General features: G+C 36.1%; 12 protein-coding genes. 7 read left to right on the forward strand and 5 right to left on the reverse strand.

Annotation, left to right across the window (positions count from 1 at the left end; translation table 11 throughout):
• Window positions 1–170: 170 nt before the first annotated feature.
• Complete coding sequence (locus NSQ14_RS04985; protein WP_041845744.1) at window positions 171–1916, forward strand: ABC transporter ATP-binding protein; 1746 nt, start codon at window positions 171–173, stop codon at window positions 1914–1916.
• Between the two features lie 92 nt (window positions 1917–2008).
• On the opposite strand, the gene orr is transcribed toward NSQ14_RS04985, so the two are convergent.
• The gene (gene orr / locus NSQ14_RS04990) at window positions 2009–3142 is read right to left on the reverse strand and encodes an ornithine racemase Orr (RefSeq protein ID WP_082041222.1); all 1134 of its coding nucleotides are present in this window, start codon (window positions 3140–3142) and stop codon (window positions 2009–2011) included.
• Window positions 3143–3520: 378 nt separating this feature from the next.
• On the opposite strand from orr, the gene pdxK reads away from it, so the two are divergent.
• Window positions 3521–4360 carry a pyridoxine/pyridoxal/pyridoxamine kinase gene (gene pdxK, locus NSQ14_RS04995; protein ID WP_041845745.1) on the forward strand — a complete coding sequence of 280 codons (840 nt, stop codon included), beginning with the start codon at window positions 3521–3523 and terminating at the stop codon, window positions 4358–4360.
• A 132-nt stretch (window positions 4361–4492) separates the two neighbouring features.
• Here the strand turns inward: pdxK and NSQ14_RS05000 are convergent, their stop codons facing one another.
• A complete protein-coding gene (locus NSQ14_RS05000; protein WP_041845746.1) occupies window positions 4493–5551 on the reverse strand; it encodes an FUSC family protein in 1059 nt (352 codons plus the stop codon).
• A 293-nt stretch (window positions 5552–5844) separates the two neighbouring features.
• The gene (locus NSQ14_RS05005; protein WP_041845747.1) at window positions 5845–6255 is read right to left on the reverse strand and encodes an ion channel; all 411 of its coding nucleotides are present in this window, start codon (window positions 6253–6255) and stop codon (window positions 5845–5847) included.
• A 606-nt stretch (window positions 6256–6861) separates the two neighbouring features.
• On the opposite strand from NSQ14_RS05005, the gene bcp reads away from it, so the two are divergent.
• On the forward strand, window positions 6862–7332 hold the full coding sequence (bcp, locus tag NSQ14_RS05010) for a thioredoxin-dependent thiol peroxidase (RefSeq protein ID WP_346208312.1): 471 nt from the start codon (window positions 6862–6864) through the stop codon (window positions 7330–7332).
• 121 nt (window positions 7333–7453) lie between these two features.
• Here bcp and NSQ14_RS05015 read toward each other — a convergent pair whose 3' ends face one another.
• Complete coding sequence (locus tag NSQ14_RS05015) at window positions 7454–7585, reverse strand: hypothetical protein (protein WP_342019877.1); 132 nt, start codon at window positions 7583–7585, stop codon at window positions 7454–7456.
• 301 nt (window positions 7586–7886) lie between these two features.
• On the opposite strand from NSQ14_RS05015, the gene NSQ14_RS05020 reads away from it, so the two are divergent.
• From NSQ14_RS05020 to perR, 3 genes are all read left to right on the forward strand, one after another.
• The gene (locus NSQ14_RS05020; RefSeq protein ID WP_346208313.1) at window positions 7887–8837 is read left to right on the forward strand and encodes a D-2-hydroxyacid dehydrogenase; all 951 of its coding nucleotides are present in this window, start codon (window positions 7887–7889) and stop codon (window positions 8835–8837) included.
• Window positions 8838–8839: 2 nt separating this feature from the next.
• Window positions 8840–9397, forward strand: a complete 558-nt coding sequence (locus NSQ14_RS05025; protein ID WP_041845750.1) for a cob(I)yrinic acid a,c-diamide adenosyltransferase — start codon at window positions 8840–8842, stop codon at window positions 9395–9397.
• Between the two features lie 102 nt (window positions 9398–9499).
• On the forward strand, window positions 9500–9943 hold the full coding sequence (perR, locus tag NSQ14_RS05030) for a peroxide-responsive transcriptional repressor PerR (RefSeq protein WP_034768694.1): 444 nt from the start codon (window positions 9500–9502) through the stop codon (window positions 9941–9943).
• Window positions 9944–10289: 346 nt separating this feature from the next.
• Here perR and NSQ14_RS05035 read toward each other — a convergent pair whose 3' ends face one another.
• Window positions 10290–10655: a YgzB family protein gene (locus NSQ14_RS05035; RefSeq protein ID WP_041845752.1), complete on the reverse strand. Its 366-nt coding sequence runs from the start codon at window positions 10653–10655 to the stop codon at window positions 10290–10292.
• Between the two features lie 583 nt (window positions 10656–11238).
• Here NSQ14_RS05035 and NSQ14_RS05040 point away from each other — a divergent pair.
• Window positions 11239–12108, forward strand: a complete 870-nt coding sequence (locus NSQ14_RS05040; protein WP_034768696.1) for a nucleotidyltransferase-like protein — start codon at window positions 11239–11241, stop codon at window positions 12106–12108.
• Window positions 12109–12844 lie beyond the last annotated feature (736 nt).

The following is a 12844-nucleotide window of genomic DNA, read 5'->3' on the forward strand; positions in this document are numbered from 1 at the left end:
GTTTCTTCACGCCATGTTGATCAAGTGGTGAAAAATGAATTTTTGAAATACTGAAGATACAAGAACCGAATCAATAAATGGTTATTTCGGATTCGTTTTGAAAGAAGCAATCTTAGTCATTTTCGTTTAGTTTGGAATAACGTGGAATGATTTTTTAGGGAGAGAAAAAAATGGGGAGTATCAAACGGTACATGCAATTCGTGAAACCGTATCGAGTTCAAATCATTGCTACACTGTTTATCGGTGTGATTAAATTCGCCATACCATTACTAATTCCACTACTATCGAAATATTTGATTGATGATGTCATTGTTAATGAAGCGTTATCGAAACAGGAAAAATTTTCCCAATTAGGGATAGCAATGGGACTAATGGCCCTTATTTTTATTTTTTTACGTCCACCGGTAGAATATTATCGCCAATACTTTGCTCAATGGACGGCAAATAAAGTGTTATTTGATATACGTGAAAAATTATATGCACATTTGCAAAAACTGGGATTGAAGTATTATTCAAATAAGAAGACAGGAGAAATTATTTCCAGGGTCATAAACGATGTCGAACAAACGAAGGATTTTGTCGTAACCGGTCTTATGAATGTATGGATAGACTTGACGACTATTCTGATTACAATAACGATTATGTTCACAATGAATGTAAAATTAACATTAATCTCCTTACTTATGTTTCCGTTTTATGGTTTTTCCGTCAAATACTTCTTTGGGAATTTGAGGAAGTTAACTCGGGAACGATCACAAGCTTTAGCTGAAGTTCAAGGATATTTGCATGAACGTGTTCAAGGCGTTTCCGTTATTAAAAGTTTTGCCATTGAAGAACATGAGAAAAAACGATTTTATAAAACGAATAACAATTTCTTACATCGAGCGATAAAACATACAAGCTGGAATGCAAAAGCGTTTGCTGTTGTCAATACGATTACGGATATTTCACCGCTCTTGATAATTGCTTTTGCGAGTTATGAAGTCATTCTGGGGAATTTAACGGTTGGTACAATGGTTGCCTTTATTGGTTATATAGACCGACTCTACAATCCACTTCGAAGACTCGTCAACTCATCGACAACATTAACCCAAGCAATTGCATCAATGGATCGCGTCTTTCATTTGCTGGACGAAGAGTATGACATCGTTGATAAGATAGATGCAAAACCGATTAAGAAAACGGAGGGAAATATTGAGTTTGACTCGGTTTCTTTTGCCTATGAAGAAACGGAGCGCCCCGTTCTTGAACATATTAACTTACAAATAAAAAAGGGACAAACGGTTGCTTTTGTTGGAATGAGTGGGGGTGGCAAATCAACTTTAGTCAGTTTGCTTCCACGATTTTATGATGTAACGGGAGGAAGTATTTTACTTGATGGTACGGATATTCGTGATTTGAAAGTGAAGGACTTGCGGGATCAAATTGGAATGGTTCTCCAGGACAACATTTTATTCAGTGATACGGTAAAAGAAAATATTTTATTGGGGAAACCGGATGCATCAGATGAGGAAGTGATTCATGCTGCAAAACTCGCCAATGCCTACGATTTTATTATGAATTTACCTCAAGGATTCGATACAAAGGTCGGGGAAAGGGGGGTGAAATTATCTGGTGGGCAAAAACAGCGAATCGCGATCGCTCGAGTTTTTTTGAAAAATCCGCCAATAATTGTATTGGATGAAGCCACTTCCGCACTAGACTTGGAAAGTGAACACTTGATCCAAGAAGCATTGGATAATTTAGCGAGAGATCGGACAACTTTAATCGTTGCCCACCGATTGTCGACAATTACCCATGCTGATTGTATCGTCCTTATCGAGCATGGAAAAATTGTCGAGAAAGGAACGCACGATGAATTGATGGCAAAAAAAGGTCATTATTATGATTTATTTACGGTCCAACAATTTGATTAAGAAGACAGGTTGTCGTATTTTGGCAGATTGATAGAGCAATCGTGCAATGATAATTTCAATTGCCAAAGGTTGAACAAAGTCCCACTATCTTGTTAATGGTGACAAAGTACAATTGGCCTGTCTCCTTTTTTGTAAAAGAAGTTCCGCGTGTTGTATTGTTGTTGAATGTACGCCCGATTTACATATTTACTTGTAAAAGCTCTAAGTAATGCTGAGTAATTCATATAAAACCGCACAGAATCTCCAACTTTGTAATCCTTTTTACATTTTGTTAAGTCCAAAATAAGGTGATCGGAACTTGCCCCTACGATTTCTATTCTTTTGTCGATTGGAACAAGACCTAAATGATCAATGTCCTGTCTGCCGATTGCGACAATTCCCCGGAGCATTTGTCCCTTATCGACAAATACCGGTTTTTGACCAAATGCATCCATACCGATATTTCCAAAGGGTACAGAAGGCTTTTCCTTTATTTCTACCAATTCAGCTGAAAGGGTAAATACGTCATGATGCATTTCGTCATAAAATTGTCCGAAAGCGGTTTCCTTTCCAATGACAATCGCTTCACCCAAACGTAAATTATTAATGCCCTCAGGAATTCCGTCTTTATCCAGTAAATAAAGCGAGCTTGAGTTGCCGCCGGAAATCATTGACAGTGACAAGCCGTATGAAGACTCGATTGAATTTTTATAATCAACAAGTTTTTGTAGAATACCTTTATCAGGAATGACGCCACCAAAACAGGTTAAATTGACAGCCAACCCGAATAATTGAATATTTGTCATGGTCACTATTTCGGCAACCGCTTTATGTAATTCTTTCACATCAAAATAGCCTTCGCGAAGATCGCCTAAATCAACCATGAGGACAACTTTATGGATCTTCTTTTGTCTTTTTGCTTCATTGTTTAAAAAACGGATCGTACTGATTTCGGAATTGAAACTAATATCAGTATAGCGAATCACATCCTCTATTTCACTATGCATCGGAATACGAATAAGTATTTTTGGTTTACTGACTTGGGGATAATTTTTAATGTTTTCAATTCGAGCATCGCCTAGATAATCAACATATTTGTTTTCGTCCGCTGCCTTGACAATTTTCGGATCAGCGGCGTATACCTTGGTTATATGAGTTAACGTTAGACTTTTTGCTTTCATTTTTTTGCCAATATAATCAAGATTATCCGTAAATTTGTTCAGGTCAATGATAATTTTTGGATTCATGCAAATACCTCCTTTTAAATCTCACTTGACTAGTAAAAACACAAGATCGATATTTCAAAAGGAAAGCAAATGATGAAACATTTCCACTCTTCACTACTTGGCTTACTTTTATTTTAGAATAGAGATTACAAAAGACGCAAGGAAGATGCTCCTTTCAAAACAAGTATCACGAATGACCGAACTCCCCTTGATTATGCCAAAATAATGTTTTTTTCCTCAAAACGATAAGTATTTTTATTTATTTTACATAAAAAACAGTGTTATACTATTCCCATCAATCTTCTTTGTTTAACCAAGGGAGTTTTAACACCCTGTTTAGAGTGGGATAAAAACGCAGAAATTTTTATACTACCAGATTTGATTTAGGAGGGAACAGCAATGAGTTTGAAAAAAACATTAACGCTTGCCGGATCAGATACGAGTGGCGGAGCAGGAATACAAGCGGACTTAAAAACATTTCAAGAACACGGAACATATGGCATGACTGCCCTTACATCAATCGTAGCAATGGACCCGAATGAAGGGTGGAAACATAATGTTTTTCCAATTGAAGCGAATATCGTGGATAAACAATTGGAGTGTGCCTTTTCTGTTGGTTTGGATGCAATGAAAACCGGTATGCTCGGTTCGGTTGAAATTGTTCAACTTGGAGCAAAGTATATCGACCAATACAGCTTAAAAAATGTTGTCATCGACCCGGTTATGGTTTGCAAAGGGGAAGATGAAGTCCTTTTACCGGAAACGGTCGATGCTTCCCGAGAGCTTCTTTTACCGAGGGCACTTGTTACAACACCGAATCTTTTTGAAGCTTGGCAATTATCAAAAGTAGGTCCAATTAAAACGGTAGCTGATATGAAAAAAGCGGCTGAAAAAATTCATGCCCTCGGTGCAAAAAATGTTGTTATTAAAGGCGGGAAAGCTTTGGATCATGAAAAAGCGGTGGATCTGTTCTATGATGGAAAAGAGTATGTCCTTTTAGAAACGGAAAAAATTGATACAACGTATAACCATGGTGCCGGCTGTACATTTGCTGCCGCGATAACAGCAAACTTGGCAAAAGGTGAAGAGGTATTTACAGCTGTGCTCAAAGCCAAACAATTTGTTGCTGCAGCCATCCGACATGGTTGGAAATTGAACGATTTTGTCGGTCCGGTCATGCATGGCGCATACAATCTGTTTAAAGACGATGTTTCGGATATCAATCAAGTGACAGTATAATCATCTGTCATTAGGTATAGACCGGGTGCAGAGCTTTTTTGTTTAATGAAAAAAAGAAAAGTACAGGCCTCGTACTTAGTGACGTATGTCGCTTAAGCGGGCGCCTTGTACTTTTCATTAAGAAAATTTTTTTTATGAAACATCAACCTCTATTTCTTCACGGTGATATTGTTGCAAACTGCTGATAAGGATTTCCAGTTTTTCGAGTTGCTCGTTATAATCAAGAATGGTAGCCATAAATTGTAACATATGGTCCATTGTCAACTGTTCGGAGCTGATTTTTTGCATGTCACCAAATAAATGTAGTAACTCATTTCTCTTTGCCACGTATTCTTCCATTTCTTCCGTATGAACTTGAACTGCTTTTCCAATATATCGGAGTAATAGGTGTTCGTGATTGTTATTTAAATGGGAAATTACACTTAATAATTGCTCCCTAATATTTTTTGGTAACTGGTAAAAATCATATTGATAGTGGTGCAACTTTCTCAAAATTTCCAATGCCTTTTTAGCCGTTGTAATCATTTGCCGGTAAATAACGACCTTCCGTATTTTCCCCCGCTTGTTCTTTTTCAAAAAAGTCCTTTCTTCTTTATAGAATAAATAAATTTGTTCAACATGGATAAATTGTTCTTTTAATAATTCGAGTTCTTTTTTTATTAAGGTATGGTCAACTGCATCATGGTTTGTAATCCGTGTCCATTTTAAAATATCATTCGTTATATCGGAAATGGATGTATAAAGTTTTGTTTCATATTTGGGTGGTAAAAAGATCAAGTTAATGATAAAAGCTGACAAAATTCCCAGCATGATGGTTGCAAATCGTAAAATCGCAAAAGTAATAAACTCATCTTGAGGTGTTTCCATAATAACGATTAAGGTTACAACCGATAATGATACGGTATCAATTTTTAATTTTAAATTGATAATAATAAGAATAATTGCTGCCAGCCCAACGATTAAAAAATGATTTCCAAATAACAAAACAAATACAATAGCGATAATCGCCCCTATGACATTTCCTTGTACTTGTTCCAGAATGGTTAAGTACGACCGGTAAATGGATGGCTGGATGGCAAAAACGGCAGAAATTGCTGCGAAAACGGGTGATGGCAGATGGAATAGTTCACCAAGCATAAGAGCCAATACGACTGCCAACCCCGTTTTAAAAATGCGGGCACCTAGTTTCATGAAAATAACCCCTTCTTATTAGAAGTTTACTATTCTTAAAAAATTGTGGAATTCTTTATATGAGAGATGCATCCACATAAGTTTACTATCCTTGAAAAATTGTAGTGTACTTGTGGGTCAATAACAATAGGCAAAACATATATTTTTAAACAACTGCATCCGGACCTGAATTTTACCAATTATTGGCAAAAGATGTCTACAACAATGAAAGTGAGTGAATCGATAACTTGAATAGTAGCTAAGGATGTCCGGAAGCAGATTAAGTGTGTAATCCAGAACTTGAATTTAACCAATTATCCCCGTTCTTTCTTAAAATCGACGACCGTTCTGACGATAAAGGAAGCTGGAACGGTATACCCAATCAATGCTTCAATAATCGCAATTCCCCTCCCTATACCGACCGGAACAACATCTCCATAGCCGACTGAGAATAAAGTAAGCCCACTGAAGTAAAAACATGTATGCAGTGAAGTTATCGTATCTTTTACTTCATTCCCGTTTACAAGCAAAATGGTAAAACCGTTTTGAATAAAAATAAAATAAATAAGACCAAAACCAAGAAAAATGGTCGAAAATATAAAAATTAAATAGATAAAACTTTCCCAGGATAAAAATTTCTCCTGTAAAGCAGTAGGAACAAATAAAGTTCTTAGACTCGACGTGATTATAAATATAATAACAAATAATAATAGATATCCAAGCATTTTGACCACATCCGTAACTTAATTAAAGATTTGGTTATATCACAATTTTAACGGTAAGTCGAGGACTCCCGCTGCAAAATTCGAGTGAGGTGGGAGTTTTTTGTCTCGTCGTTAAGTGGGATAAATGGGAACTGTTCCCTTTTTTATAGAATAAGAAAGTTTTAAAATACAAGTAATTAGCTTGGGATTAGTTTTATTGTCTAGCTCCGAGCGCCAGCGACTGAGAAACTAGCTCCCCTTTAATGTGCTCCTGCGCCATAGCCTATTCGAGGAAGCGGATGTTCAGCTCGTCGCAAAGCTTCATGAAGTATTTCATGGAAGATTACTCATGAAGTTCGCTCAAGTAGTAGCTTCACTACGATAAGTCAACATCGGCTCGTGCCTCGCCGTGTTTCCTATATCTTATTGCGGGGCGCTCCAGTTTGTACGTCGCTGAGCGGGCGCTCCAGTTTGTACGTCGCTGAGCGGGCGCTCTCCGCTTTTCTTATAATATACGCTTGTCCGTTCCGAAAAATGTCAAAGAGGAAAAGACAGGATGTTTTAGTTGTTTTATTCAAGGGATTGTTTTAATCTAATGCTTAGAAGGTGAATATGGAGGGACGTAAGATGACAATTACAATTGGAGAAAAAGTACCTGATTTTGAACTGTTAGCAAGTAATGGTGATAAGATGAAATTATCTGATTTCCACGGCAAACATGTAGTTCTATATTTTTATCCAAAAGATATGACCCCGGGGTGTACGACAGAAGCCTGTGATTTCCGTGATTATCATCAAGATTTTGCAGATGTAAATGCAGTTATTTTAGGAGTAAGTGCCGACCCGCTCGAAAAACACCAAAAATTTATTGAAAAACATGGATTACCCTTTTTGTTATTAGCAGATGAAGATCATAAATTAAGTGAACAATTCGGTGTATGGAAAGAAAAAAATGTTTTCGGGAAAGTCGGCTTTGGTATTGAACGTTCGACATTTATTATTGATAAGGATGGCGTTCTCGTTAAGGAATGGCGAAAAGTGAAAGTGCAAGGTCATGTTGAAGAAGCATTGCAATTTATTAAAATCAATTTGGCATAATTTTCTAACGGTAGAGAGCAGGGAGTTAGTCATGAGCCTGTTTTATGTAAACAAGGCATTCATCCATGCAAGTATACGGACAGTGCATATAGTAAAGTAGGGCATACCTCCTCATGGAATTTCACTCTAAATCTGCCGGCAAAATCATTAAAGCATTTTGCCGGTTTTTCTTATACGCTAAGAATGTATAAATTTCCAGCAAAGAAGCAAATTCGACATAGTTGGAAATTTTAAGAATTAAGTATAAGTGCATAAGGAAAGCTTCACTGGAATACATCGCAGCCGAAAAAATTTTATATTTTTTCGGTGAACTAGAGAAGCTTCGGTAGCATTACCTCGCAAGCGAAAATGTATTTTCGCTGACTGCGGCTCTGCCGTCGCCTGAAGTCTCGGCAGTCGCCGAGTTTTCTTTACGCTTATTCTTAGATTTACGGCAATGTGCGCACTTTATTTTATGTAATACTTTTTGATATAATAGATAAGTGAAATTTTTACGACAATTAACATAATTATATTAATAACCGTACAGAGACATTTTTGAAAGGAAGATGGGAATGCAAGTTGTGGCAACCGTAGGACGAAATGAAGCATTAGAAAAACGAATTCAGAGCGAATTTCCGACCGTTCAATTTACTTTTCTAAAAAAAATGAAGGAAATTGGGGAAAATCGGTATACTGCTGAAATATTGGTAACTTATGGTGAAGATCTTGATGAAAAATTAATTAATGAGATGAAAAACTTGCGATGGATTATGGTTATGTCGGCAGGGATTGAAAAATTGCCGCTTGTCGCAATCAAAAAGAATCATATTATTGTCACAAATGCACGGGGAATCCATAAAATCCCAATGGCAGAATTTGTCTTTGGCTACATATTACAATATGCAAAACAACTCCCTCTTTTTAAAAAGCAGCAAAGTGAAAAAGTTTGGAACAGGAAAGTACATCTTCAAGAAATTTATGGAAAAACTATGCTTGTTGTCGGTGCCGGTGCAATCGGATCACAAATTAGTCGTTATGGTAAAACATTTGGTATACACACAATCGGAATCAATCGCAGCGGGAAGGAAAACCCTGATTTTGATGCAACCTATTCGCTAGAACAACTAAATCATATTTTACCGGAAGCAGATTATGTTATTTCTGTTCTGCCCAATACCGTATCGACAAATAAAATTTTTTCAAGACAACAATTTTTTAAAATGAAAAAAGAAGCGGTTTTTATTAATATTGGCAGGGGAAATGCTGTTGATGAGCATGCATTAATGGAAGCATTGGAAGAAGGACAACTGGCCCATGCCTTCTTGGATGTGTTTGAAAAAGAACCATTACCGGCTGATCATCCATTTTGGAAATCGGATAAGGTGACGATTACACCACATTTGTCAGCAATATCGGATATGTATTTACCACGAGCCTATGAAATTTTTGTGAAAAATTTATGGAACTATGTAAATAAAGAAAACAACTGGATAAATTTGGTCGATTTAAATAGGGGGTATTAACGATGAGAATTTATACAAGATCTGGTGATAAAGGAACCACATCATTAGTATATGGAGCCCGAGTTCCGAAAGATGATCCGCGTGTGGAGGCGTACGGAACATGTGATGAAGCCAATTCATTTATTGGCTTAGCCGTTAGTTTTTTAAGGAATGAATCATTTCAAGGAAAAGAGAGAATATTAAAGATATTCCATGAGATTCAAACGATACTTTTTCACGTAGGAGCGGAAATTTCAACACCGGCAGGAAAAGAAGTTGTTTGGAAACTTAAGGAGGAGTATGTAAAAACTTTAGAAACTTATATCGATGAGCTTGATGCCAACCTTCCTGCTTTGAAAAATTTTATTTTACCCGGGGGTCATCCGGCCGGAGCAGCCCTTCATTCTGCACGGACAATTGTACGCAGGGCTGAAAGATGTTCAATCGGAATAGAGAATCTAAGTCCGGTTACGCTTGCTTACCTCAATCGGCTTTCGGATTTTCTCTTTGTGGCCGCCCGATATATTAATTTCATTTTACAAGTGGAAGAGCAACATTTGCATCAGGAAGAAAATGCTTAGAAACCCGAGTTATAAAGGATTAATTGACAAAACAGGGGTTAAGTGGTTACAATTATTATAGAAGTTATTATTTAATAATTTTTCTTAATAGAAAAGAGGTGCATGGCGGTGTCTCCCAATCAATTGAAAGAAGCATTAGATACGTTAAAAGTGTCTGGCGTTCGCATAACACCACAACGTCATGCGATACTTGAATATTTGATTAATTCGATGGCTCATCCAACTGCAGATGAAATATACAAAGCTCTAGAAGGTAAATTTCCAAATATGAGTGTCGCAACAGTTTACAATAATTTGCGTGTTTTTAAGGATGTGGGTTTGGTAAAGGAACTAACTTACGGGGATTCTTCAAGCCGTTTTGATTTTACCACTCATGACCATTATCATGCAATATGTGAAAGTTGTGGGAAAATTGTTGATTTCCAATATCCGGGTCTTGATGAAGTAGAACAATTTGCATCACATGTTACCGGTTTTAAAGTAAGTCATCATCGCCTGGAAGTATACGGATTATGTCCGGATTGTGCGAAAAAAGAGGCACATTAATTAATCTGATACAAACGAAAAACAATGCTCCCGATTATCGTTCGGAAGCATTATTTTTTTGCAACGGCTTTACTATATGAGTAGTTATGCCCCCAAGATTTCATAAAACAAAATCAGTAACTATGCTCCAGCAAAAGCAAGATTTTCCGCTAACTATAGAAGCCATTCAACATTCACGTCAAAAGAACTATTTTGACCAAGCATAGCAGTCAACGGCAAACGAGCAATTAGCTTTTTATAAACCATAGCAGTCAACCGATCCACCAGCAATTACTTTTTTCATAAAACAGAGCGACAGCGGATTTCAGCAAAAGTACTTGTGATAAAATACAACCATCACGCAGATTTAAAGCTTAGTAACTTTATTTTTTTTTCTGTTATAAGTCTCATCGAACTCTTTCCCCTCTAATTTGCGATCGAGTGTCAACGGTTCACGGCAATACATGCATATATCAACACGTCCCAGCATTTTGGTCACTTTGTTGCATGAGGGACAAACAACCTGTACGGCTTTTGTTGATAACATCCCGATCATAAAATAAACGACACAACTGGCAATGATCGATAAAAATCCAAGAAACATAAAAAGCATCATGAGTATTGGTGAATTTTTAAAAAGTAGACCTATGTACATAATAATAAACCCAATAAATATTAAACTTAAAGCAAATGTCCGAATTTTATTAATTTTACTTGAATACTTCATCGTGATTATTCCCCCTCTATAAACTATATCATAAATTAGCAATAAAATAGAAAATAAAGTGAAACTTCAATCAGGGGGCTTTATCTCCACTGGTGGTTAGTTGATCGATTTTCTTAAAGCTTTCTCTATGTTGACTCAACTTTATAAAAAATTATTGATTGCTCTGTCCGTCGCTTAACTGCGAGGTCAAAAACTCGTCGCAGAATTCAAGTCAACGGGGAAGTTAGCAGGGAGCGGAGAAGCTTGTATACGTTCAATAGGTTTTGATAGCAATCAGTGGGATTATTTTACTTTATTCCGCACAAACGGCCACTATATCTTCCTCTTGTGGCTTAAAGGAAATCAAAGATGTTAAGGAGGACGATAAGTGCCCGTAAGTGTCCGATTAGTTTGCAAAAGAACGTTCTTTTTTTACGTGAATAATCTGGAAACCACCTTCCATTCTTCAAGAAAAATTCCACCTATGAGCCGTCCTATACATCGAAATTCATAAAATTGTAAAGAACAAGGAAAAAAAGTTAGGAAATATGGAGGATTTTGATTGATTTTGTCGAAATGAACATAGGATTATATTTTTGGAGGATTTATTATGGATAATTTTGTTCGAACACTATATCAGGAAAGAGCGAGTCAACCTTCTACACTAGGTGTATTGTTAATCGAAAATACAGATCAATTACTTGCAACAACGGATACATTTGATTTGATTATTTTTATTATTTCTACTGATGAAGAGAAGGATTTGTATTTAAAACATTATTACTATGAAGAAAAAAAGCTTGCCCTTTATATGGTTAATAATAAAAAACTGAATGAATGGCTGATGGCTGGATCAAACAGGAGGATATATGATTGGCTGCTTAATGGAAAAATCCTCTTTGATCGAAATGATTTCGTGCATCAATTAATCCAGGATTTAAAAGATTTCCCTTTCCATGAAAGAAAATTAAAGATAGGTCTGGAATTTGCCAAACTAATTAGACGTTATACAGATGGTAAAAAATTGTATGAACAAAAGCATTTATTCGATGCATATAACCATGTTATCCACTCACTTCATCATCTTGCCCGGCTATCTTTAATCGAAAAGGGATTTCAACCGGAAGTAACTGTTTGGGATCAAGTGAAAAGTATTGAACCTGAAATTTATAAAGTTTATGAAGAACTTATTAATAGCGGGGAGCCGTTAAAAAAGAGATTAGACTTACTCTTTTTAGCAAGTGAATTTTTTATCCACATGAGGACAGATCTCGGAAGTTCACATCTTCTTGAAGTATTGGATAAAAAATTAAAATGGTCGATTCAAGATATTGTTGAGGAAGAAGAACTTAAGCTATATTCCATTGATATTTTTGCCCTTCTTGAATATTTAGTGGATAAAGGCTTTTTACATATTGTATTGGAGGAATCAAAAGGAAAGAAGATTTATCACCGATACTATACGACAAAAAATATTTAATTAAAGACCGATAAAAGGATCATCTTAATTAATGTTACACTCTAGCGGCGAATGGATAATATGCTTTATGAATAAGGATCCTAGATAATTAAACTTTTTTGGATGCCCCCGCTTTAAAATCTACTGGTAATTTAAGTGGTGGGTAGTCCAACATCTTTAGGTGAGGAGACCTTTCTCCCTTAAAACGTGATAGTGAACGGTGGGAAATGTCTCACTACTTAATCGACTATATATATGGAAAAAATGTTAACTTATTTACTAACATTCAGTTGAGAAAGGACCAGTACTTATATCTGAAAGAGCTTAGTCCTGTTTTTTAAAACTTGTATAGCGTAGGTTTGTATAATGATCAACGATATTATTTTGAGCAGAAAGCGTATCATAAATGCAAGATACAACATCATTTTGCGGAACTTTAGGCTACTAAACAGCAATATGGCTCAGCAATTCCTTAAGGAAGCTGAGCATGCTTTTCATTATCGATGGTCCACTAGGATTAAAGTGATAAAGTAGTTCAAAATGGATGTTGACAAAGGTCTTTTTTGTTAGTATACTGATATTCGTCGCTGCAAATTAGCAACAATAAAATTTGCAAAAAAGACAAAAGTTATTGACAAAGATAATATTTTTTGTTATTATATTAAAGTCGCTTTTGAATTGATTTGAAGTCAGTTGGTTTTTAAAAAAGTTCTTGACTTCAAAATCAATATTGTGATATAATAATAAATGTGTTTTC

The organism is Caldifermentibacillus hisashii (assembly GCF_039654145.1).
In the GTDB taxonomy this organism is placed as follows: domain Bacteria; phylum Bacillota; class Bacilli; order Bacillales; family Caldibacillaceae; genus Caldifermentibacillus; species Caldifermentibacillus hisashii.

Coding starts and splice junctions, on each gene's coding strand:
- NSQ14_RS04985 (WP_041845744.1), top strand. CDS start 171: ATGGGGAGTATCAAACGGTACATGCAATTCGTGAAACCGTATCGAGTT.
- orr (WP_082041222.1), bottom strand. CDS start 3,142: ATGAATCCAAAAATTATCATTGACCTGAACAAATTTACGGATAATCTT.
- pdxK (WP_041845745.1), top strand. CDS start 3,521: ATGAGTTTGAAAAAAACATTAACGCTTGCCGGATCAGATACGAGTGGC.
- NSQ14_RS05000 (WP_041845746.1), bottom strand. CDS start 5,551: ATGAAACTAGGTGCCCGCATTTTTAAAACGGGGTTGGCAGTCGTATTG.
- NSQ14_RS05005 (WP_041845747.1), bottom strand. CDS start 6,255: ATGCTTGGATATCTATTATTATTTGTTATTATATTTATAATCACGTCG.
- bcp (WP_346208312.1), top strand. CDS start 6,862: ATGACAATTACAATTGGAGAAAAAGTACCTGATTTTGAACTGTTAGCA.
- NSQ14_RS05015 (WP_342019877.1), bottom strand. CDS start 7,585: ATGCACTTATACTTAATTCTTAAAATTTCCAACTATGTCGAATTTGCT.
- NSQ14_RS05020 (WP_346208313.1), top strand. CDS start 7,887: ATGCAAGTTGTGGCAACCGTAGGACGAAATGAAGCATTAGAAAAACGA.
- NSQ14_RS05025 (WP_041845750.1), top strand. CDS start 8,840: ATGAGAATTTATACAAGATCTGGTGATAAAGGAACCACATCATTAGTA.
- perR (WP_034768694.1), top strand. CDS start 9,500: ATGGCGGTGTCTCCCAATCAATTGAAAGAAGCATTAGATACGTTAAAA.
- NSQ14_RS05040 (WP_034768696.1), top strand. CDS start 11,239: ATGGATAATTTTGTTCGAACACTATATCAGGAAAGAGCGAGTCAACCT.